Raw genomic sequence first — 25,134 nt, forward strand, 5'->3', positions numbered from 1 at the left:
GACACCCCGTCACGACATTTCGTCACGACGTCCCGTCATGACACCTCGTCACGACATCTCGTCACGACATCCCGATTCTCGAAGGGTTGGCTCCCCCATGCACAACGAGGACAAGCTCCGCGACTACCTCAAGCGCGTCACCACGGAGCTGCGGCAGACCCGCAACAAGCTCGCGGAGGTCGAGGCGCGCGAACAGGAGCCGATCGCCATCGTGGCGATGGCCTGCCGCATGCCCGGGGCAGTGGACACCCCCGAGAAGCTGTGGCAACTCGTCGCCGAGGGCACCGACACCGTCTCGGCCATGCCCACCGACCGTGGCTGGGACGTGGAGTCGCTGTACGACCCGGACCCCGACCGGTCCGGCACCAGCTACGTGCGTGACGGCGCCTTTCTCCACGGCGCGGCCGAATTCGACGCGGGCTTCTTCGAGATCTCCCCCCGTGAGGCGATCGCGACCGACCCACAGCAGCGCCTCCTCCTGGAGACGACATGGGAGGTCTTCGAGCGGGCGGGCATCAACCCGGATTCCCTGCGCGGCAGCAAGACGGGCGTCTTCATCGGGGCGAGCAACCAGGGCTACGCGGCAGACGGCAGCAACGCGCCCGACGGCGTCGAGGGCCACCTGCTGACCGGCGGGTCCGCCGCCGTGCTCTCGGGCCGCATCGCGTACAGCTTCGGCCTGGAAGGACCTGCGGTCAGCATCGACACGATGTGCTCGTCGTCGTTGGTGGCCCTGCACCTGGCAGTCCAGTCGCTGCGCATGGACGACTGCTCGATGGCCCTGGCCGGCGGTGCCACCGTCATGGCGACCCCGCGCAACTTCGTGGAGTTCAGCCGGCAGCGCGGGCTGGCTCCGGACGGCCGGTGCAAGCCGTTCGCCGCCGGTGCCGACGGCACCGGCTGGGGCGAGAGTGTCGGTGTCCTGCTGCTGGAGCGGTTGTCGGATGCGCGGCGTCGTGGGCATCGGGTGTTGGCGGTGGTGCGGGGTTCGGCGGTGAACCAGGACGGTGCGTCGAATGGGTTGACGGCGCCGAACGGTCCATCTCAGCAGCGGGTGATCCGGGCGGCGTTGGCGAACGCGGGTCTGTCGGCCGCTGATGTGGATGTGGTGGAGGCGCACGGTACGGGGACGAAGCTGGGTGACCCGATCGAGGCGCAGGCGCTGATCGCGACGTACGGGCAGGAGCGGGCCGAAGGTCGTCCGCTGTGGCTGGGTTCGGTGAAGTCCAACATCGGTCATACGCAGGCCGCTTCGGGCATCGCCGGTGTGATCAAGACAGTCGGGTCACTCCGGCAGGGCGTCCTCCCGAAGACCCTGCACCTCGACGAGCCCTCGCCGCACGTGGACTGGTCGGCAGGCACCGTCCGGCTGCTGACCGACACCGTCGACTGGCCGGATACCGGCCGCCCGCGGCGGGCGGGTGTGTCGTCGTTCGGCGGCAGCGGTACGAATGTGCACGTCGTCCTCGAACAGCCGGAACCGGTGGAGGAAGCGTCCTCGTCGGCTGAACCGGTTGGTGATGTGGCGGCTCCGTGGGTGGTCTCGGCGCGTTCGGCGGCGGCGCTGCGGGAGCAGGCCGGGCGGCTCGTGGAGCGCGTGGAAGAGAACGATCTCGACCCGCTGGATGTCGCACATGCCCTGGCCACCACGCGAGCGGCCCTGCAGGAGCGCGCCGTGGTGGTCGGCGACGACCGTGACCAACTGCTTGACGGGCTGCGGGCGGTGGCTGCGGGGGAGATCCCGCGTGGCGGGGCGCGCGGGGTCGCCGAGGGTTCCGAGGGCGACATCGAAACGGTGTTTGTGTTTCCGGGGCAGGGGGCGCAGTGGGTGGGGATGGCGGTGGAGTTGCTGGATTCCTCGCCGGTGTTCGCTGCCCGGTTGGGTGAGTGTGAGGCGGCGTTGTCTGCGTTTGTGGACTGGTCGTTGGTGGATGTGGTGCGTTCCGGTGAGGGCCTGGACCGCGTCGATGTCGTCCAGCCGGTGTTGTGGGCGGTGATGGTGTCGCTTGCGGAGCTGTGGCGTGCTCATGGTGTGGTGCCTGCTGCGGTGGTGGGGCATTCGCAGGGGGAGATCGCTGCTGCGGTGGTGGCGGGTGCGTTGAGTGTGGAGGACGGGGCGCGGGTGGTGGCGTTGCGTTCGCGTGCTCTGGTGCGGTTGGCGGGCCGTGGCGGGATGGTGTCGGTGGCTCTGCCGAGGGCCGAGGTTGAGGTGTTGCTGGCGTCGTGGGTGGGCCGGGTGTCGGTGGCGGCGGTGAATGGGCCGTCGTCGGTGGTGGTTTCCGGTGATGCGGACGCGTTGGATGAGTTGGTCGCGCACTGCGAGGTGGAGGGTGTGCGGGTGCGGCGGATCGAGGTGGACTATGCCTCGCATTCGGCGCATGTGGAGTTGATCGAGGAGGAGTTGGCTGAGGTTCTGGGTGGGTTGGAGCCTCGGGTGCCTGAGGTGCCGTTCTTCTCCACGGTGACGGGGGAGTGGATCGAGGAGCCGGTCACCGATGGCGGGTATTGGTATGCGAATTTGCGGCAGACGGTGAAGCTGGAGCCTGCCGTGCGCACGCTCGCAACGTCTGGCTATGGTGCGTTTGTTGAGGTGAGTCCGCATCCGGTGTTGTCGGTGCCGGTGGCTGAGACGGTGGAGGCGGCCGGCTCGGAGGCGGTGGTGGCCGGGACGCTGCGGCGTGGTGAGGGGGGCCTGGAGCGGTTCTATGCCTCGTTGGGTGAGGTGTGGGTCCGGGGTGTGGAGGTCGACTGGACGCCGGCCTTCGCGGGGCAGGTCCCCAGGCCGGTGGACTTGCCGACGTATGCCTTCCAGCGGCAGCGGTACTGGCTGGAACCGTCCAGGCCCGCGGTGGCGGCGGATCCGGTGGAGGCGCGGTTCTGGGAGACGGTCGAGCGGGAGGATCTGGAGGGGCTCGCCGCGACCCTGGGGGTGGCGGATACCGGGTCGCTGGGTGAGGTGCTGCCCGCGCTGTCCTCCTGGCGCAAGGGTCGTCAGCAGCGGTCCACAGTCGACAGCTGGCGCTACCGCGTCGTATGGCGGCCGCAGGCCCAACCCGCCCCTGCCCCCGCCCATCCGGACGGCACTTGGCTCGTCGTGATCCCCGAAGGACACGAGAACGACACCCTCGTACGAGCCGTCACACGCCACCTTGAAGGAGCCCGAGCAGGAGACGGAGCCGGAGCAGGAGACGAAGCCGGAGCCGCAGTCGTCACGTTCGTCATGAGCGCGACGGACCTTGACCGCGCGGCCGCGGAGGAACGACTGAGGGAGGTCGTAGCGACCCACGAGGACTCCGTTCCCGTACGCGGAGTGGTGTCGCTGCTCGCTCTCGACGAACGTATGGCGCCTGCCCATTCCGGGGTCACTGTCGGACTCACTCAGTCGGTGGCTCTCGTCCAGGGGCTGCTGGATGCGGGTGTCAACGCCCCCACTTGGCTGCTCACCACGGAGTCCGTCACCACCGGCCTCGCGGATGACGAGGTACGGAATCCACTGCAGGCCGCGATGTGGGGCCTCGGCCGCGTCATCGCGCTGGAGCAGCCCAAGCTGTGGGGCGGTCTCGTCGACCTCCCCGCCGACCTGGACGAGCACACCGGGACCGCACTCACCGGGATCCTGTCGGCGGGCGGCGACGAGGACCAGGTCGCGCTGCGCTCATCGGGAACGTATCTCCGTCGCCTGGTGCGCGCCCCGCTGAACGGCCGTCCGGCCTCTCGGCCGTGGACCACCAGTGGTGCGGCTCTGATCACCGGGGGCACCGGGGGGCTCGGTGCGCACACCGCACGCTTCCTCGCCGGCAAGGGCGCGGAGCACCTGGTGCTGACGAGCCGCCACGGCGTCGACGCACCGAGGGCCGCCGAACTGCGTGACGAACTCACCGCGATGGGGTGCCGGGTCACCGTCGCCGCCTGTGACGTGGCTGATCGGGAAGCACTGACCCGGCTGGTGGAGCAGGTCGAGGCCGACGGGCCGGCCATCCGCACGGTCGTGCACACGGCGGGCGTCGGCATGCTGGCGCCTCTCGCCGAGACCAGCATGGACTTCTTCGCGGAGGGCGCCCGCGCGAAGCTGCTCGGCGCGGTCAACCTCGACGCCGTCTTCGACCGCGAGGGACTCGACGCGTTCGTGCTGTACTCCTCGGTCGCTGGTACCTGGGGCAGCGGTGACCACGGTGCGTACTCCGCCTCCAACGCCTACGTCGACTCGCTCGCGGAGAGCCGGCGCGCCAGGGGCCTCGCCGGCACGTCGGTCGCTTGGGGGATCTGGAGCCCGGAGGACGGCGGGATGGCCGTCAACGTGGTGCGGGAGCAGCTGCGTTGGCGCGGCATCCCCTTCATGGACGCCCAACTGGCCGTCACCGGACTGGAGCAGGCCCTCGACCACGGCGACACCTTCCTCGCCGTCGCCGACATCGACTGGGAGCGGTTCGTCCCCGTCTTCACCGCGGCGCACCCCCGCCCCCTGCTTCACGAGGTGCCCGAGGTCGCCGAGTTGATGAACGCGGGCGAGGCGGAGACCGACGGCACGAGTACCGAGTCCGCCACCCTGCGCGCCACACTGGCCGCCCTGCCGCCCGCCGAGCGTGACCGGGCACTGACCGACCTGGTGCGCACCCACGTGGCCGGCGTCCTCGGCCACGCCGACGCCGGTGAACTCGCGGCCGGTCGTGCCTTCCGCGAGATGGGCTTCGACTCCCTGACCGCCGTCGAACTGCGCAACCGGCTCACCTCGGCCACCGGCGTGAAAATCTCCGCGACGGTCGTCTTCGACCACCCCACCATCAAGGAACTCGTCGCCCATCTGCGTACCCACTTCGACGAGGTTCTGGACGAGGGCTCCTCGGCCGAGAGCGCCACGGCCGAGGCACACCCCGCCGCCATTCCCGCTGATGAGCCGATCGCGATCGTGGCGATGGGCTGCCGCTTCCCCGGGGACGTCCAGTCGCCGGAGGACCTGTGGCGGCTGGTCCGGGACGAGGTCGATGCGATCTCCGCGCTGCCGGCGGACCGGGGCTGGGATCTGGACGCGTTGTACGACCCGGACCCCGACAAGCCCGGCACCAGTTACGTGCGCGAGGGCGGATTCCTCGACGGGGCCGCGGAGTTCGACGCCGCGTTCTTCGGGATCTCGCCGCGTGAGGCCGTGGCCATGGACCCGCAGCAGCGGCTGCTCCTCGAGACCGCGTGGGAGGTCCTCGAACGTGCCGGCATCGCACCCGACAGCCTCCGCGGCAGCGCCACGGGCGTCTTCGTCGGTGCCTCGCACCAGGGCTACGGCAGCGGTTTCGAGGCTCCCGAAGGCATGGAGGGCCACCTCGTCACCGGAACGGTGACCAGCATCGCCTCCGGCCGCATCTCCTACACCCTCGGGCTCGAAGGGCCCGCCGTGACCATGGACACCGGCTGCTCGTCGTCGTTGGTGGCCCTGCACCAGGCGGTCCAGTCGCTGCGTACGGGCGAATGCTCACTCGCCCTCGCGGGCGGCGCGGCCGTCATGGGCGAGCCCATCGGACTCGTCGGCTTCAGCCGGCAGCGCGGCCTTGCCCTGGACGGCAGGTGCAAGGCGTTCGCCGCGGATGCCGACGGCATGGGCATGGCCGAGGGTGTCGGCATGCTCCTGCTGGAGCGGTTGTCGGATGCGCGGCGTCGTGGGCATCGGGTGTTGGCGGTGGTGCGGGGTTCGGCGGTGAACCAGGACGGTGCGTCGAATGGGTTGACGGCGCCGAACGGTCCGTCTCAACAGCGGGTGATCCGGGCGGCGTTGGCGAACGCTGGGCTGTCGGCCGCTGATGTGGATGTGGTGGAGGCGCACGGTACGGGGACGAAGCTGGGTGACCCGATCGAGGCGCAGGCGCTGATCGCGACGTACGGGCAGGAGCGGGCGGAGGGCCGTCCGCTGTGGCTGGGCTCGGTGAAGTCCAACATCGGTCATACGCAGGCCGCTTCGGGCATGGCCGGTGTGATCAAGATGGTGACGGCGATGCTGCACGGCACCCTGCCGAAGTCGTTGCACGCCGACGACGTCTCGCCGTTCGTGGACTGGTCGGCGGGCGCGGTGGAGTTGCTGGCCGAGGCCCGGGAGTGGGAGGCGGATGGTCGTCCCCGCCGGGCGGGCGTGTCATCCTTCGGCATCAGCGGTACGAACGTGCACGTCGTCCTCGAACAGCCGGAACTGGTGGAGGAAGCGTCCTCGTCGGCTGAACCGGCCGGTGGTGTGGTGGTGCCGTGGGTGGTGTCGGCGCGTTCGGCGGCGGCGCTGCGGGAGCAGGCCGGGCGGCTCGTGGAGCGCGTGGCAGTGAACGATCTCGACCCGCTGGATGTCGCACATGCCCTGGCCACCACACGAGCGGCCCTGGAAGAACGCGTCCTCGTAGCCGGGTCCGACCGGGACGAACTGCTGTCCGGCCTGAGCGCCGTGGCGCGCGGAGAACTGCCCGCGTATGGAGCGCGAGGCGCGACGGACGGTTCCGGGGACGCCGTGAAGCCGGTGTTTGTGTTTCCGGGGCAGGGGGCGCAGTGGGTGGGGATGGCGGTGGAGTTGCTGGATTCCTCGCCGGTGTTCGCTGCCCGGTTGGGTGAGTGTGAGGCGGCGTTGTCTGGGTTTGTGGACTGGTCGTTGGTGGATGTGGTGCGTTCCGGTGAGGGGCTGGACCGCGTCGATGTCGTGCAGCCGGTGTTGTGGGCGGTGATGGTGTCGCTTGCGGAGCTGTGGCGTGCTCATGGTGTGGTGCCTGCTGCGGTGGTGGGGCATTCGCAGGGGGAGATCGCGGCTGCGGTGGTGGCGGGTGCGTTGAGTGTGGAGGACGGGGCGCGGGTGGTGGCGTTGCGTTCGCGTGCTCTGGTGCGGTTGGCGGGCCGTGGCGGGATGGTTTCCGTCGCTCTGCCGCGGGCCGAGGTTGAGGTGTTGCTGGCGTCGTGGGTGGGCCGGGTGTCGGTGGCGGCGGTGAACGGGCCGTCGTCGGTGGTGGTTTCCGGTGATGCGGACGCGTTGGATGAGTTGGTCGCGCACTGCGAGGAAGTGGGTGTGCGGGTGCGGCGGATCGAGGTGGACTATGCCTCGCATTCGGCGCATGTGGAGTTGATCGAAGAGGAGTTGGCTGAGGTTCTGGGTGGGTTGGAGCCTCGGGTGCCTGAGGTGCCGTTCTTCTCCACGGTGACGGGGGAGTGGATCGAGGAGCCGGTCACCGATGGCGGGTACTGGTATGCGAATCTGCGGCAGACGGTGAAGCTGGAGTCGGCGGTCCACACGCTCGCGACTTCGGGGTTCGGTGCGTTTGTTGAGGTGAGTCCGCATCCGGTGTTGTCGGTGCCGGTGGCTGAGACGGTGGAGGCGGCCGGCTCGGAGGCTGTGGTGGCCGGGACATTGCGGCGTGGCGACGGCGGGCTGCAGCGGTTCTATGCCTCGTTGGGTGAGCTGTGGACCCGTGGCGTAGGGGTCGACTGGACACCGGCCTTCGACGGGCATGCGCCGAAGCGTGTCGACTTGCCGACGTATGCCTTCCAACGGCAGCACTACTGGCTGGAACCCTCCCGCAAGACGACCCCGACGGGCGCGATGTCCCTCGACGCCGTCGACGAGGCGTTCTGGCAGACCATCGAGGGCGGGGACGTGGAGAGCCTCGCCGAGGCGCTGGGGCTGGACGACGTGCGGTCGCTGGGGGCGGTGGTCCCGGCCCTGTCGTCCTGGCGCAAGGACCGTCAGCAGCGGTCCACGATGGAAGGGTGGCGGTACCGGATCATGTGGCGGCCGCGGGCCGAGTCCGCCCTGGCCACGCCGGACGGCAGCTGGCTCGTCGTGGTCCCCGAAGGCCACGAGGACGACACCCTCGTACAGGCCACGATCGGCGCGATACGCGAACGCGTGGACAACGTACGGGTGTTGACAGCCGATGCGCGGGACGCCGAACGCGAGGTGCTCGCCGAACGGCTGCGGGCCGAGGCCGAACACGGCCCCTACAGCGGCGTCCTCTCCCTGCTGGGGCTCGACGAACGGCCCTGGACGGCCGAGGCCGAAGGCACCCTGCCCACGGGCCTGGTACTGATGACCTCGCTTCTGCAGGCACTCGGTGACGCGGAGATCGAGGCGCCCCTGTGGTGCGCCACCCACGGCGCGGTCTCCGTCAGCCGCAACGACGTACTGGCGCACCCGGTGCAGGCCATGAGCTGGGGACTCGGCCGGATCGCCGCGATGGAGTACCCCCAGCGCTGGGGCGGCCTGGTCGACCTGCCGGAAACCATGGACCAGCGCGCCGGCCGGCGGCTCGCCGCGGCCCTGTCCGGAAGCCTCGTCGAGGACCACGTCGCCGTGCGGCCCTCCGGTCTCTTCACCCGCCGGCTGGTGAACGCGGGACAGGGGCCGCGCCCGGACGGACCGCCCTGGAGGCCGAGCGGCACCGTGCTGGTCACCGGGGGCACCGGCGGGCTCGGCGGGCATGTCGCCCGCTGGCTGGCGCGCGGCGGGGCCGAACATCTCGTCCTGGTCAGCCGACGCGGTCCCGAGGCCCCCGGTGCTGCCGAACTCGTGGCGGAACTCGCCGAGTCGGGCACTCCGGCCACCGTCGTCGCCTGCGACGTGTCCGACCGTGCCGCCGTACGGCGGCTGCTCGACGACCTGCCGGGCGGCGGACCGCTGACGGCCGTGGTGCACACGGCGGGTGTGATCGACGACGTCGTGATCGACGGGCTGACCCCGCAGCGTGCGGACGGGGTGCTGCGGCCGAAAGCGGACGCGGCGCTGATCCTGCATGAGGAGACCCGTCACCTGGAGCTGTCCGCGTTCGTCCTCTTCTCCTCGATGGCCGGCACCCTCGGCGCCGCCGGGCAGGGCAGTTACGCCGCCGCCAACGCCTACCTCGACGCGCTCGCCAGGCACCGCCGTGCCGACGGGCTGCCCGCGACATCGGTGGCCTGGGGCACCTGGGGCGGCGGCGGCATGGTCGGCGACGAACTCGCGGAGCGGCTGCGCCACGACGGCGTGCCGCCCATGGACCCGGAGCCGGCGCTCTCCGCCCTGCAACAGGCCCTCGACCAGGACGAGACGTTCCTGGTCGTCGCGGATGTCGACTGGAAGCTCATCACCGTCCGGGCCTTCGCCGCGCTGCGCGAGGTCGCCGAGGTACGCGCGGCTGTTTCCGCCCAGGAGACCATGAAGGAGACCGAGCCGCAGGACGGGCCGCCGCTGGTCCACCGGCTGCGAGGGCTGCCCCCCGGCGAGCGTCGGACGGCGCTGCTCATGGAGGTCCGCAGGGAGGCGGCGGCGGTACTCGGCCACGAGGACCCCGAGTCCGTACCCGAGAGCCGGGCGTTCCGGGACCTGGGCTTCGACTCGCTGACCGCCGTTCAGTTGCGCAACCGCTTCGCCGAGGCCACCGGCCTGCGGCTGCCGGTCACCATGGCGTTCGACCACCCGTCAGCGGCGGCCCTCGCCGCCCACCTGGACCATGAACTGTTCGGCGCGGAAGCCGAAGCGGCGATGGACGGTGCGGCGATGGACGGTGCTCCGGTGGATGGTGCGGTGGTGGCCGGTGCGGCCGTGCTCCCGACGGCCGCGGTGGACGACGACCCCGTCGTCATCGTCGGCATGGGCTGCCGGTTCCCCGGCGCGGTACGGTCGCCGGAGGAGCTGTGGCGGCTCGTCGCGGACGGCACGGACGCCGTCTCGGCGTTCCCCGACAACCGCGGCTGGGACGTGGAGACGCTCTACGACCCGGACCCCGACAAGCCCGGCCGCTCGTACGCGCGCCACGGAGGATTCCTCTACGACGCCGACCACTTCGACCCGGCGTTCTTCGGGATCTCGCCGCGCGAGGCGGTGGCCATCGACCCCCAGCACCGGCTGCTCCTCGAGACCTCCTGGGAGGCGTTCGAGCGTGCCGGCATCGATCCGTCGGAGGTCAGGGGATCGCAGGCGGGCGTCTTCGTCGGGTCCAACTACAACGACTACGGCAGCCGGGCCCGTCAGGCCCCCGACGGGCTGGAGGGCTACCTCGCCACGGGCAGCGCGAGCAGCGTCGCCTCCGGCCGTATCGCCTACACCTTCGGACTGGAGGGGCCGGCCGTCACCGTCGACACCGCCTGCTCGTCCTCGCTGGTCGCTCTGCACCTGGCGGCGCAGGCGCTGAGGGCGGGGGAGTGCGATCTGGCCCTCGCGGGCGGTGTCACCGTGATCTCCACGCCGGACACGTTCATCGAGTTCAGCCGCCAGCGCGCGTTGTCCCCCGACGGCCGCTGCAAGCCGTTCGCCGCCGAGGCGGACGGCGCGGGGTGGGGCGAGGGCGTCGGCATCCTGCTCCTCGAACGACTCTCCGACGCGCGCAGCAAGGGGCACCCCGTGCTTGCCGTGGTCGCCGGTTCCGCCGTCAACCAGGACGGCGCGTCCAACGGTCTGACCGCTCCCAACGGGCCCTCCCAGCAGCGCGTCATACGTCAGGCACTGGCCGGGGCGGGGCTGTCCCCCGCGGACGTGGACGCCGTCGAGGCGCACGGCACCGGCACACCGCTCGGCGACCCGATCGAGGCGCAGGCGCTGCTGGCCGTGTACGGGCAGGACCGGCCCGAGGACCGGCCGCTGTGGCTCGGCGCGCTGAAGTCCAACATCGGCCACACCCAGGCCGCCTCGGGTGTCGCGGGCGTCATCAAGATGGTGATGGCGATGCGCCAGGGGGAGTTGCCGCGCACCCTGCACGCCGAGAACCCCTCGCCGCACATCGACTGGTCCTCCGGCGCGGTACGCCTCCTCCACGAGGGGCGCCCGTGGACCCCGGGCGACGGACGGCGCCGCGCGGGCGTGTCGTCCTTCGGCATCAGCGGCACCAACGCCCATGTGATCCTCCAGGAGCCGGAGCCAGTGGTCCTCCGGGAGCCGGAGGACGAGGACCTGCCGGGCCTGCCTGGCCCGGTGCCGGATCCCGTGGCCCCGCACGAGCAGGATGCCGAACGGCTGCCCGCCCCGGGGGACATGGGCCTGCCCGCCCCGGATGCTGAACGCGTGCCCGCCCAGGAGGACTTGGGCCTGAACGCGCCCGAGGCCGCGTCGGCTCATGCCCGAGCCTCGGCCGAGACCCCGGCCGCGGCCCCGGCTCAGGCCCCGTCCCAGCCCCAGGCCTCGGTCCCGGCCGAGCCCCAGGCCCCGGCGCAGCCCCAGGCCCCAGCCCAGGATCAAGCCCTCGCTCCCGACGAGGGCCCAGTCACCGCCCCGCCCATCCCCTGGCTGCTGTCGGCCCGTGGCACCGACGCCCTGCGACAGCAGGCGGCACGGCTGCGCGACCACCTTGGCCGGCATCCCGGTACGAACCCGGCGGACGTCGCCCTGTCCCTGGCCACCACCCGGGCCCGTTTCGAGGACCGTGCCGCGCTCGTCGCCTCCGACGGCGGCACCCTCACCGAGGCCCTGGCGGCGCTCGCGGAAGGCCGTGAGCACCCCCGTGTGACGGTCGGTCGCGTACGCCCGGGCAGGACCGCGTTCCTCTTCTCGGGCCAGGGCGCCCAGCGGCCGGAGGCCGGACGGCGGCTCTACGCCGCGTACGAGACCTTCGCCGACGCCCTGGACGCGGTGTGCGCCCACATGGACGACCATCTCGAACGCCCCCTGCGGGACGTCCTGTTCGCCGCGCCCGGGACACCGGAGGCGGCGCTGCTCGACCGCACCGCGTTCACTCAGGCGGGCCTGTTCGCCGTCGAGGTGGCGCTCTACCGGCTCGTGGAGAGCGTCGGCCTGAAGCCCGACATCCTCCTCGGCCACTCCGTCGGCGAGATCGCCGCCGCCCATGTCGCGGGAGTGCTCTCGCTGGAGGACGCCTGCACCCTGGTCGCGGCGCGGGGCCGCCTGATGCAGGCGCTGCCCTCCGACGGCGCCATGGTCTCCGTCCAAGCGTCGGAGGACGAGGTGCTGCCGCTGCTGGAGCCCTACGAGGGCCGGGCCGTGATCGCCGCACTCAACGGCCCCGCCGCCACCGTCGTCTCCGGCGACGAGGACGCGGTCACGGCCGTCGCCGAACGACTGGCGGCCGAAGGGCGCAAGACCCGGCGGCTGAACGTCAGCCACGCCTTCCACTCACCGCACATGGACCCCATGCTCGACGAGTTCGCGGCGGTCGCCGACGGGATCGAGCTACGTGCCCCCGAGGTGCCCGTCGTCTCCGCCGTCACCGGCAGGCCGGCAGACGGGAGCGAACTGAGCGACCCCGCCTACTGGGTGCGCCAGGCACGCGAGGCCGTCCGCTTCCACGACGGTGTCCGCACCCTGGAGGAGGAAGGAGTCACCGCCTACGTCGAGATCGGCCCGGAGGGCGTCCTCACCGCCATGGCCGGGGACTGCCTGACCGGCGACGACGCCGTCCTCGTACCGCTGCTGCGCCGCGACGGCGACGAGGCCGACGCACTGGTGACCGCCCTGGCCCGACTGCACGTCAGCGGCCACGAAGCCGACTGGGCCGCCCTGCTCGCACCGCTCGGTGCCGGCCGCGTCGACCTGCCGACGTACGCCTTCCAGCGACGGCGGTACTGGCTCGCGGCCAGCGGGGACCCCAAGGACGTCGCAGGCGCCGGTCTGGAGACGGCCGGGCATCCGCTGCTGGCCACCGCCGTGCCGCTGGCCGGCTCCGACGGCGTCCTGCTGACCGGGATCCTGTCGGCGCAGCGCCACCCGTGGCTGGCCGACCACGCGCTCGACGGCCGGGTGCTGTTCCCGGGCACCGCGTTCCTCGAACTCGCCCTGCACGCATGCCAACGCGTCGGCGCGGCGCAGATCGCCGACCTCACCCTGGAAGCCCCTCTGGTCCTGCCCGCCACCGGAGCCGTCCAGCTCCAGGTCGCCGTGGGCGGCGCCGACGACTCCGGCGCACGGACGCTCACCGTCCACTCGCGGCCGGTCACCGGAGAGGAGACGGAGGCCGCACCCTGGGTTCGCCATGCCGAGGGCACCCTCACCGACCAGCCGACCGCGACACCCGACCCCTCCGGCTCCGGCCTGTCCGACCCGGCGGCCTGGCCCCCGCACGGCGCCGAGCCCCTGGACGTGTCCGGCCTGTACCAGCACATCGCGGACAACGGCTTCGCCTACGGCCCCGCCTTCCGCGGCCTGCGCGCCGCCTGGCGACTGGGCGAGGAGATCTACGCCGAGATCGCCCCGGAGGACGGCGAACCCCATGAGGCGGCCGGTGACTTCGCCGTTCACCCGGCGCTCCTGGACGCCGCCCTGCACACGGTGGCCCTTGCCGCCGAGGACGGCGGAGGAACCGTCGTCCCGTTCACGTTCACCGGCATCTCGGCGACCGCCGCGGGCCCGGCGGCACTGCGCGTACGGCTCACGCCCCAGGAGGCGACGCGTACGTACGCCGTCCAGGTCGCCGACGAGGCGGGCACGCCCGTCGTCGGCGTCGGCGGACTCGTCCTGCGCCCGGTGGACACCGTTCGCCCCGCCCTCGGCGGGACGCCCGGCAGCCTGTACCGGCTGCAGTGGGTGCCGGGCCCGGAGAACGACGACGATGCCCCGGCACCCCTGACGGTCGTCGGTGCCGACGACACCCTCGCCGCCTGGGCGGAGGTGGACGACCGGCCCGGCCGGGTGACGCGCCACGACGACCTGGAGGCGCTGCGCGTCGCCGTCGCGGCGGGCGCGCCCGTGCCGGAGACGGTGCTGGTCTGCCTGCCGGGGACAGCCGACGCCGGTGACCCGGCGGAGGCCGCCCGGCAGGTGACCCACCGGGCCCTGGAACTGGCGCAGGCGTGGCTGGGCGACGAGACCTTCGCCGAGGCGCGGCTCGTGTTCGCCACCCGCCAGGCCGTGACGGCCGCTGCCACCGACACTCCGGGCACCGACGCTCCCGATACCGACGCTCCGGCCACCGACCCGGCACAGGCCGCCGCCTCGGGCCTGATCCGCACGGCGATGTCGGAGAACCCCGGCCGCTTCGCCCTCCTCGACCACGACGGCACCGCCGCGTCCCTGGACCTGGTGCCCGCCGTACTCGCCGGGGGCGAACCCGAGACGGCCCTGCGCGACGGCACTGCCCTCACCCCGCGCCTGGCCCGTGCCGAGATCTCCGCGGCCGGTGACCCGACGGGGCACCTCCCGGGCTTCGACGCGTCTGGCACGCTGCTGGTGACCGGCGCCTCCGGAGTGCTCGGCCGGCAGGTGGCCCGCCATCTGGCCGTCGCGCACGGCGTCCGGTCCCTGCTGTTGGCCAGCCGGCGCGGCGCGGCGGCGGAGGGCATGGGCGAGCTGTACGACGACCTGCGCGGCCTCGGCGTCGATGTCACCGTCGCGGCGTGCGACGTGGCCGACCCCGACGCCGTCGCGCGCCTCCTGGCCCAGGTCCCGGCCGACCGGCCGCTGAGCGCGGTCGTGCACACGGCGGGCGTACTGGACGACGGCGTCGTCGACGCGCTCACGCCCGAGCGTGTGGACACGGTGCTGCGTGCCAAGGCTGACGCGGTGGTCCACCTGGACGCGCTCACCCGCGACCTGGACCTGTCCGCGTTCGTGGTGTTCTCCTCACTGGCCGGCACGGTCGGCGGTGTCGGACAGGGCAACTACGCGGCGGCCAACGCCTTCCTGGACGCCTTCGCCGCCCGGCGCAGTGCCGCAGGACGGCGGACGCTGTCCCTCGCCTGGGGGCTGTGGGCCGAGCGCAGCGGCATGACCGGCAAGCTCGACGAGGCCGACCTGCGACGCGTGGCGCGCGGCGGCCTGCGGCCGCTGGAGACCGCCGACGCCCTGGCCCTGCTGGACGCCGCCCTCGGCGCACCGGACGCCTTCCTCGTCCCGGCCGCGCTGGACACGGCGGCCGCACGCACGGCCGACGGAACCGTCCCGCACCTGCTGCGCGACCTGGTGCCCGCCGGTACTCCGCGCGTGTCCCCGGCGGGCCCGGGCCGGCCCCACGCCGGTCCGACCGCATCGAGCGCGGGCGGTCTGCGCGAGCGGCTCGCGGCTCTGCCGGAGAAGGAGAGGCCGGCCGCCGTCCTGGACACGGTCCTCGCGCAGGCGGCGCTGGTCCTCGGCTACGACTCGCGCGACGCCCTCGACCCCGAACGGGGCTTCCTGGAACTGGGCTTCGACTCCCTCACCGCCGTCGAACTGCGCAACCGGCTCGGCACGGCCACCGGTGTCCGGCTCCCCGCCACTCTCCTGTTCGACTATCCCACCCCCGTCGGCCTGACCGGCCACCTGCTGACCAGGATGGCGCCGGCGTCCGCCGATGAGCGGGCGCTGGAGCAACTCGACCGTTGGGAGGCCGAGTTCCAGGACGTCCTGGCGGGCGCGGGCTCCCACGACGGCCTGCGCGGCCGGCTCCAGCGGCTGCTGAGCCGACTCGACACCGCCACGGCCCCTGAAGAGCCACTCGCTCCGGACTATCTGGAGGAGGTGTCGGACCGCGAGCTGCGCGACTTCCTGGAGAACGAACTCGGAGAGTCGTGAACACCGGGGCGTCCGGCCGCCGCGCGCGCCGGGCGCCCGCCAGGCACCCGCCGGGCGCCCTTCCGACGGAGCGAACGCATACCCAGCCAGTTGAGGGGTGCTCAGGCCGTCGGCCGCCGATCCTGCGACGCCGCAGGTTCCGCGGCCCACGGCCCACCACCCGTAAAACCCCAAGCACTTGGATGGAACAGTGAAGGCACTCGTGCTCGCGGGAGGGACCGGTACGCGCTTGCGGCCGATCACCCACACTTCCAGCAAACAGCTGGTCCCGGTCGCCAACAAACCGATCCTCTTCTACGGTCTGGAGGCCATCGCCGACGCGGGCATCACCGACGTCGGCGTCATCGTCGGCAGCACCGCCGCAGAGATCCAGGCAGCCGTGGGCGACGGCTCCGCCTTCGGCCTCGACATCACCTACATCCCGCAGAGCGAGCCCCTCGGCCTCGCCCACGCCGTCCTCATCAGCCGCGACTTCCTCGGCGACGACGACTTCGTCATGTACCTGGGCGACAACTTCGTCCTCGACGGCATTACCGACGCCGTCGAGGGGTTCCGCAAGGAGCGCTGCGACGCGCAGGTCCTGCTCACCCGCGTGGCCGACCCCACGGCGTTCGGAGTGGCCGTCGTCGACGACGGCGGCGCCATCACGGCCCTGGAGGAGAAACCCCAGCACCCCAGGAGCGACCTCGCGATCGCTGGTGTCTATCTCTTCAGCCCGCTCGTCCACGAGGCGGTCCGGGCCATCCGGCCTTCCCGCCGGGGTGAACTGGAGATCACGGACGCTCTGCAATGGATGATCGAGCGGCGGTCCGACGTCCGCTCCACCATCATCACCGGCTACTGGAAGGACACCGGGAGCGTCGCCGACATGCTGGAGGTCAACCGCACCCTCCTCGATCGCCTGGAGACCCGTGTCGACGGGTTCGTCGACCCCGACAGCGAGATCATCGGCCGGGTCCGTATCGAGGCCGGCGCGGAGGTCCGCGGCTCCCGCATCGTCGGGCCCGCCGTCATCGGCGCGGGCAGCGCCGTCACCGGGTCCTACATCGGACCCTGGACGTCCGTCGCGGAGAACTGCAAGATCACCGACAGCGAGATCGAGTTCTCCATCGTCCTGGGCGACTCCTCCTTCGAGGGCATCCGGCGAGTGGAGGCGTCCCTGGTCGGCCGCAACGTCCAGGTGACCCTGGCACCCCGGCTGCCGGCCACCCACAGTTTCGTGATCGGGGACCACGGCCGACTGCAGATCTCGTCATGACCCCGGGCCGGCCGCCGCTTCCTTCGAGCCGAGCGGCGGACCGGGCACTGACGGGGCCGTCCTGATGGGGCTCAAGCTCTCCGAGCGGGATGTCGCGCAGTCCGCGCAACGGTGAGAAGAACAGCCACAGTCCCGCACAGCAGCCGCCGGCGACGGCGATCCACATTGTGGTCTGCACGCCGAGGGCGGTGGCGAGGGCGCCGCCCGCCAGACCGCCCAGGGGGAACGTGCCCCAGGTGATCCAGCGGGCGGCGGCGCTGACCCGGCCGATCATGTCCGGTGGGCAGACGGCCTGGCGGTAACTGGTCAGCGAGGTACCCGCGACGGTGGAGGCGTAGGTCCAGGAGATCCAGCCGAAGCCGAACAGCAGCACCCACCAGCCGGGCCCGGCCGGCAGGATGAGCAGGCCGGGCAGCGACAGCACGTGCGAGAACGGTGATCTGCGACCCCATCTCGCTGACTGTCTGGCTGCCCCATAACAGCAGGAACTCGCGATGACGCCATATCGAGGGGCGTCTTCCCTGAACATCAGTCACCGGCCCGATGGTGTCATCAGCCATCGCTCCTGGACAGATGACCACACGAGGCCCTGCTGTCGCGCCACTCCTGCCCGGCGAAGGTCAGGAATCAGATGATGTGGACCTTCGGTACGTAAAGGATCCAGCGGCCGCCGGCCTCCTTGAACTCCTTCTCCTTGGCCATGATTTCCTCCGCGTGATTCCACGCGAAGAGCAGCGCGTAGTCCGGGTACGGCTCCCGGAACGCCTCGGAGGGCCGGATCGGGATGTGCGACCCGGGGGTCACCCGGCTCTGCTTCTCCACCGTGGAGTCGGAGATGAACGAGATCGACTCCGGGCCTATTCCGCAGTAGTTGAGGACCGTGGCGCTCTTGCACGTGGCGCCGTATCCCACGACCCTCTTGCCCTCGTCACGGAGCCTGGTGAGCATCTCCTTGAGCCCTTCGCAGTTCTCCTGCACCCGGTTCGCGAACGACTCGTAGGTCGCCCACTCCCACAGGCGCTGTGCGCGCTCCCGCTCCAGCCACTGTCCTACCGCCTCGGTAGGAGTGCGCTCCCCGGTGCGGGCGGTCGTGTAACGCATGGTGCCGCCGTGCACCGGCAGATGTTCCACGTCGATGAGTTCGAAGCCGAACCGCTGGGCCAGGGCCTGCACCGAGCGCACGGAGAACAGGTAGAAGTGCTCGTCGTAGATCTGGTCGAAGTAGGTGTGCTCGACGATGTCGCCCAGGTAGCGGTCCTCGAAGACGAAGACGCCGCCCTCGTCGAGCAGGGCGCCGGCGCCGGCGAAGACCGAGTCGATGTAGGCGATGTGGCTGATGGTGTTCGCCGAGAAGATGAGCTGGGCCGGTCCCTCCGCCGCGTGGATCTTGCGCGCGGTCGGCTCCTCGAAGAAGCCGACGTACACGCGGCTGCCACCGGCGCCGGCCACCTTCGCGGCTTCCTCGGCGGGGTCGACGCCCAGGTGCCTGACTCCGGCGGCACGGATCGAGTTGAGCATGATGCCGTCGTTGCAGCCGATCTCGACGTAGAAGGCGTCGGGGCCGGAGAGCTCGGTCGCCAGGTAGTGTTCGGCGACTCCTTCGAAGTGCTGCCGCATCAGGGCGGATCCGGATGAACGGTAGGGGTAGTCGGCCGGGAACATCCGGTCCCGCGATACCTCCTCCAACTGCTGCACCATGGTGCAGTTCTCGCAGAACGCGACAGCGAGCCGGTAGAAGTGTTCGGTGCCGATCTCGCTGGGTGCGGGGAACACATCGGATACCGGCTGACGGCCGAAATCGAAGAATTCCTGGACCGGGCCTTCGCATATACGGCACTTCGGCATGTGCTGCGGCCTGCTATCACGGGAGTACACGGTCAACTCCTAGAAAAATCCGGGGGTTACTTGGGGGGCGCGAGAATCACCGAAACGACAGCGACGGGGACGGGGTTCAGCTGGTCGGCATGCGATGGCGTCGGTACCACTCCGCGGTCTTTCGCAGTCCCTCCCGCAGCCTGCACGGTTCGAATTCGATGATCTCGCTCAGCTTCCCGAGATCGAGTGTTCTGCTGCGCCGTCCACCGGACTTGGTGCGGTCGAAGGTGATGTGCTCGGGTTGTCCCAGTGCGGCACACACCTCGCGGGCGAGCTCCAGCAGCGTGACCGTCTCAGCGGTACCCATGTTCAGGACCTTGTGTTTGTTCTTCTCGACCATCTGCAGAGTGGCGTCCACCAGGTCGGTCACATACATATAGGTGCGGGTCTGACTTCCGTCACCCCAGATCTCTATCGGCCGGCCGGACGCGACCCTGGCGAACATGCTCGGCACCACCCGGTCGGTGTCCTTCTCGAAATTGTCGCGAGGTCCGTAGATGCTGGTCAGACGGGGACGGAAGATACTCATCCCGTATTCGTGGGCGTACGACTCGGCCAGCATCTCCCCGTAGTTCTTCGACAGGTAATAGCCGTCCGGGGCGTACGGCATACCCGCTCTGAAGTCGTCCTCCTCCCGGGTCGGGCGGGACGTGGGTGATCGGTAGATCTCGCTGGATCCGAGCAGGACCACGTCCTGGATGCCATGCCGCCGGGCGCAGCCGAGGACGTTCGACACGGCGCGCACATTGGCGTCCAGGATCTGGGCCGGGTGGTCGCGCCGGAACCGCGCGCTGCCCGTGAGCGCCGCGCAGTGGATGAACACGTCGACACCACGGGCCTCTTGGCCGACGGCCGCTTCCAGCCCGGCCTCGTCCAGCAGGTCGAGCCGTATCGTGCGCAGCCTGTCGGTGGCGGGAAGCTGAGCGAGGACCCCTCGGTTGTCCCTGCGGAAGAGGCAGATCACCTCCGCACCGCGGGCGAGCAGCTCTTCGACGAACTGCGAGCCGATGAACCCCGTCCCGCCGGTCACCATGACCGTCCGGCCGGCCCAGTACGCAGTAGCCATGGTCCTCCATCCTCGGCCGGGCCGACCGGCGAGCACGCGGCCCTTGCGGGTCGCTGTTGAGCAGGTGCGGCCGCCAACACCCCCGCTCCACCCGGTGGGTGTGCCGCTGGGCGAGGCGGCGAGGCAGGGGGTGGGCAGGGAGGGACGACTTTGAAGCACGGGCCCCCAGGAGCCGCCTTCAAGCCGGGCGTAAAGAAAAACTCCTCGCGCTGCGGCGTCTGACGCCACATACGAGTCGGAATCACAACGGCCTCACCGTAGCGGCGGGCCGTTTAGGGAGATTGCTAGTGCTGTGACCGGAAGACCGCGATGGTTCGCCGGTCTGTCTCCTTCCACCACGGTCGCGCACAGTAACTTCCGGGGGCCCGATGAAGTCCGATGGTGATTTCCAAGGTTTTCCCCAGAGAACCGCCCCAGGGCCGTAAAACCGCACGTCGACCGTAGATGCTGTCCAAGCCGACGAGCTGAGAGGCAGCACTCCGGCACCGCCGGTCCGCCCGGTGTCTCCGGACGACACCCTCACGGCGTATCCGTTCCGTCACCACAACAGCATGGGGCCAGTCCATGACGAATGAAGCGCGGCTTCGGGACTACCTCAAGCGGGTCACCGTCGACCTGCACGAAACCCGGCGCAAGCTCCAGGAAATGCGGTCCAAGGACCAGGAGCCGATCGCGATCGTCGGCATGAGCTGCCGGCTCCCCGGAGGCGTGCGATCGCCCGAGGACTTCTGGGACATGCTGGCGTCCGGCACCGACGCCGTGAGCGACTGGCCCACCGACCGGGGCTGGGACCTCGACGGGGCGGACACCGCCACCGCCGGTGACCGCCGCGCGGGCGGCTTCGTCTACGACGCCGACCGGTTCGACCCCGCCTTCTTCGGCATCTCGCCCCGCGAGGCCCTCGCCATGGACCCCCAGCAGCGCCAGCTGCTCGAAGCGTCCTGGGAAGCCCTCGAACGCGCCGGAATCGAGCCGACCACCCTGCGCGGCAGCCGCAGTGGTGTGTTCGTCGGCTGCAGCGACCAGGGCTACAGCTCAGGACTGCGCGAGGTCCCCGACGACGTACGCGGACACCTGCTCACCGGCAACTCCATGTCGGTGGTCTCCGGTCGCGTCGCCTACACGCTCGGGCTCGAAGGCCCGGCCGTGACCGTGGACACGGCCTGCTCCTCGTCCCTGGTCGCCCTGCACTTCGCCGCGCAGTCGCTGCGCTCCGGAGAGTGCTCCCTCGCCCTCGTGGGCGGTGTGACCGTCATGTCCGGCCCCGGCGCGTTCATCGAGTTCGGGCAGCAGGGCGGCCTGGCCGCGGACGGCCGGTGCAAGGCCTTCTCGGAGGACGCCGACGGCACCGGCTGGGCCGAGGGTGTCGGCATCATCGTGGTCGAGCGCCTCTCCGACGCACGGCGCAACGGACACCACGTGCTGGCGGTGGTGCGCGGCTCGGCGGTCAACCAGGACGGCGCCTCGAACGGCCTGACGGCGCCCAACGGCCCCTCGCAGCAGCGGGTCATCCTCGACGCTCTCGCCAACGCGGGCGTCTCCACGACCGACGTCGACGCGGTGGAGGCCCACGGCACCGGCACCCCGCTCGGCGACCCGATCGAAGCACAAGCCCTGCTGGCCACCTACGGACTGGGCCGCGCCGACGGCCACCCCCTGTGGCTCGGCTCCGCCAAGTCCAACATCGGCCACACCCAGGCCGCGGCCGGCGTCGTCGGGGTCATCAAGACGGTTCTGGCACTGTGCAACGGGGCACTGCCGCCCACGCTCCACGCCGAACGGGCCTCCACCCACGTCGACTGGACGGCGGGCGATGTCAGGCTGCTCACCCAGTCCGTGGACTGGCCGCGGACCGACCGTCCGCGGCGGGCCGCCGTGTCTGCGTTCGGCGTCTCCGGTACGAACGCGCATGCCGTCATCGAGGAGGCCCCGGCCCTGACTGCCGAGGCCCCTGCCCCGACCGCCGAGGCCGCAGACCCGGCCACCGGGGCAGGAGAGTCTGCCACCGAGGCCGGGGAACCCGCCGCCGAGTCACCCGGCAGGGCCGAGCTTCCCGTCCTGCCCTGGGTGGTCTCCGGCCGCGACGAAGACACCCTGCGCGAACAAGCCGCACGACTCGTCAGCCATGTCACCGCCTGCCCCGAGACCGACCTCTACGACCTGGCCTGGTCCCTCGCGGCCACACGCGCCGCCCTGCCGCAACGCGCCGCCCTGCTCGGCACCAACCGCGAAGACCTGTTGAACGGTCTCACCGCGCTCAGCGAGGGACGGCCCGCGGAGGGTGTCCTTACGGGGGCGGCGCGAGGGGCTCAGGCCGAGGGCAAGACGGCGTTCCTGTTGTCGGGCCAAGGGGCTCAACGCCTGGGTATGGGGCGTGAGTTGTACGAGGCGTTCCCGGTTTTCGCTGACGCGTTCGATGCCGTCTGTGTCCATGTGGGTGGGCTGCGGGACGTGGTCTTCGGTGGGGATGCGGAGGTGTTGGGTCGTACGGAGTGGGCGCAGCCTGCGTTGTTCGCGGTGGAGGTGGCGCTGTTCCGGCTGCTGGAGTCGTGGGGGGTACGGCCGGACTTCGTGGTGGGGCATTCCATCGGTGAGTTGGCGGCTGCGCATGTGGCGGGTGTGTTCTCGCTGGAGGATGCGTGCCGTTTGGTGGTGGCGCGGGGGCGGTTGATGCAGCGACTGCCTGATGGCGGGGCGATGTTCGCGGTGGAGGCGTCTGAGGACGAGGTCGGGGCGCTGCTGGAGGGCCGGGAGACCGACGTGTCGGTCGCGGCGGTCAACGGTCCGCGGTCGGTGGTGATTTCTGGTGTGGACGCGGTGGTGGCGCAGGTCGCGAAGGAGTTCGCCGAGCGGGGACGCCGTACGTCGCGTCTGCGGGTGAGTCATGCGTTCCACTCGCCGTTGATGGAGCCGATGCTGGAGGACTTCCGTACGGTCGCCGAGAGCGTCACCTACCACCCGCCGCAGTTGGCGGTGGTGTCGAACGTGACCGGTCAGGCCGCTGGTGTGGGGGAGTTGGAGTCGGCGGAGTACTGGGTGCGGCATGTGCGCCAGGCGGTCCGGTTCGCGGAGGGTGTGAGCTGGCTGGCCGAGCACGGGGTGACCCGGTTTGTGGAGTTGGGCCCGGACGGCACGTTGACTGCCATGGCCCAGGCCTGCCTTGCCGACGACGGTGCTGACTGCGTCTTCGTCCCCGCCCTGCGCAAGGACCGCGACGAGCCGACGGCCCTCCTCACCGCCGTCAGCCGACTGCACGTGAACGGTCACCGCCCCGACTGGTCGGCCGTTCTTCCCGGCGCCCACCGTGTCGATCTACCGACGTACGCCTTCCGCCGGGACCGTCTCTGGCTGGAGCGGACATACCGGGCCGACGGCTCCACCGCTCCCGCCGCCGAGGGCGCTCACCACTACGGGGCGACGTGGCAGCCCGTCGTCGACCTGCCCGACGAGGCCGCTCTGAACGGCCGATGGCTGATCGTCGCTCCTGAGGGAGCGCAGGGCGGTGACGGTTGGGACGGCGCGTTGACCGCCGCGCTGGTCTCGCGTGGTGCCGAAGTCGTCGACGTGAGCTGTGTTCCCGCCCTCGACCGGGCGACGCTGGCCGACCGCCTTGTGTCCGCCGTCGGCGATGGCCACGTCAGCGGCGTCGTCTCGGCGCTCGCCCTGGATCCGGGTGAGCGCGAGGGAACACCGGTAGGCGTTCTGGCCACCACCCTGCTGCTCCAAGCGCTTGGAGACGCGGGCATCACCGCGCCGCTGTGGACCGTCACGCGCGGCGCGGTCGCCGTCGACCGAGATGACGCACCGCCTCTCCTCGACCAGGCCGCCGTGTGGGGCCTCGGGCGGGTGGCGGCCCTCGAGTACCCGGACCGCTGGGGCGGCCTGATCGACATACCCGAAGAGGTGGACCAACGCGTCGGCGCACGGCTGGCCTTGGTGCTGTCGGGGAGCTGCAACAGTGAGGATCAGGTCGCCGTACGGGCCCGTGGCGTGCTGGCCCGCCGACTGGTCCCCCGACGGGGCAGTGCCGCGAACGGTTCTGGGAATGAGTGGACGCCGCGCGGCACGCTGCTCATCACCGGCGGTACCGGAGCGCTCGGCGCCCGTGTGGCGCGCTGGGCCGTCGAACGCGGTGCCGAGCATGTCGTGCTCGCGAGCCGGCGCGGGGCCGGGGCTCCGGGCGCGGCGGATCTGGAGTCCGAGCTCTCCGCCGCCGGAGCGCGGGTCACGACCGTTGCCTGCGACACGACCGACCGTGCGGCCGTCCGGCACTTGCTCGAGACCCACCCCGTGGACGCCGTGGTCCACACGGCGGGCGTTCTCGACGACGGCGTACTCGATACCCTCACCCCCGAACGCTTCGACACGGTCGTCCGGGCGAAGGCCGCCGCCGCGCTCCACCTGGACGAGCTGACCCGCGAACTGTGCCCGGACCTGTCGGCGTTCGTCCTCTTCTCCTCCCTCGCCGGCACCGTCGGCTCCGCCGGGCAGGCCAACTACGCCGCGGCCAACGCCATGCTGGACGCCCTGGCAGAGCGGCGCCGTGCCCTCGGCCTGCCTGGTACGTCCATCGCCTGGGGACCTTGGGCGGGCGGCGGCATGGCCTCCGACGCGGGCGCCGAGAACCGGCAGCGCAGCGGCGGTGTGAATCCTCTGGACCCGACGACAGCACTCGCTGCGCTCGGCGCGTGCGTCGCGGGGACGGACCCTGCCCCGTTCGTCGCCGACATCGACTGGGACCGGTTCGGCCCGGCCTTCACCGCCATCCGCACCAGCCCGCTCCTCGACGAGGTGTACGAGGCCGCGATCACGGCGATCGACCGTCGTACGCCGACCACTCCGCTTCGCGAACGGCTCTCGAAGCTGTCGGCCGAGGACCGGCGCCGCGACCTGCTGCAGACCGTGCGTGCCCGCACCGCTGCCGCACTCGGTCATCGGGATGTGGGGGCGGTGGCTGTCGATGTGGCGTTTCGTGAGTTGGGTGTCGATTCTCTGATCGCGGTGGAGTTGCGGAACGTGCTCGGTGCGGAGTGCGGGGTGGTGTTGCCGGCGGCGGTGGTGTTCGACTGTCCGACTCCGGTGGCGCTGGCTGAATTCCTGTATGGGGAGATGTTCGGCGTGGTGGGGGAGGAGGCGTCGGCTGGGCCGGTGGTCGGGGCGGTCGTTTCCGAGGATCCGGTCGTGATCGTGGGGATGGGGTGTCGTTTCCCGGGGGGTGTGGATTCTCCGGAGGGGTTGTGGCGGCTGCTGTCGGAGGGTGGGGACGGCATCGTCGACTTCCCCGACGACCGGGGCTGGGATCTCGACGCTCTCTGCGGTCCTGACGCCAACGGCCCGTACGTCAGTAGCACTCGGGCCGGTGGCTTTCTGGCTGGTGTGGGTGGTTTTGATGCGAGGTTTTTCGGGGTGTCGCCGCGTGAGGCGTTGGCGATGGATCCGCAGCAGCGGTTGTTGTTGGAGACGTCGTGGGAGGCGGTGGAGCGGGCGGGGATTGATCCGCGGTCGTTGCGGGGC

Annotated in this window: 5 protein-coding genes; 3 read left to right on the forward strand and 2 right to left on the reverse strand. The window is 71.2% G+C overall.

Translation table 11 applies throughout. The features are described 5' to 3' along the window. Window positions 1-37: 37 nt before the first annotated feature. A complete protein-coding gene (locus FE633_RS24445) occupies window positions 38-15,421 on the forward strand; it encodes a type I polyketide synthase (RefSeq protein WP_425473222.1) in 15,384 nt (5,127 codons plus the stop codon). 190 nt (window positions 15,422-15,611) lie between these two features. Further along, window positions 15,612-16,679 (forward strand): glucose-1-phosphate thymidylyltransferase, encoded by a 1,068-nt coding sequence (locus FE633_RS24450; protein WP_138047326.1) that lies wholly within the window; start codon window positions 15,612-15,614, stop codon window positions 16,677-16,679. Between the two features lie 627 nt (window positions 16,680-17,306). On the opposite strand, the gene FE633_RS24455 is transcribed toward FE633_RS24450, so the two are convergent. Both FE633_RS24455 and FE633_RS24460 read right to left on the reverse strand, forming a co-directional pair. Then, on the reverse strand, window positions 17,307-18,524 hold the full coding sequence (locus FE633_RS24455; protein WP_138047327.1) for a class I SAM-dependent methyltransferase: 1,218 nt from the start codon (window positions 18,522-18,524) through the stop codon (window positions 17,307-17,309). Between the two features lie 106 nt (window positions 18,525-18,630). Beyond that, complete coding sequence (locus FE633_RS24460) at window positions 18,631-19,620, reverse strand: NAD-dependent epimerase/dehydratase family protein (protein ID WP_138047328.1); 990 nt, start codon at window positions 19,618-19,620, stop codon at window positions 18,631-18,633. 564 nt (window positions 19,621-20,184) lie between these two features. Here FE633_RS24460 and FE633_RS24465 point away from each other — a divergent pair. Then, window positions 20,185-25,134 (forward strand): type I polyketide synthase (locus FE633_RS24465; protein WP_138047329.1); only part of this gene is annotated, 4,950 nt, incomplete at its 3' end.

The organism is Streptomyces montanus (assembly GCF_005786655.1).
GTDB lineage: Bacteria > Actinomycetota > Actinomycetes > Streptomycetales > Streptomycetaceae > Streptomyces > Streptomyces sporangiiformans.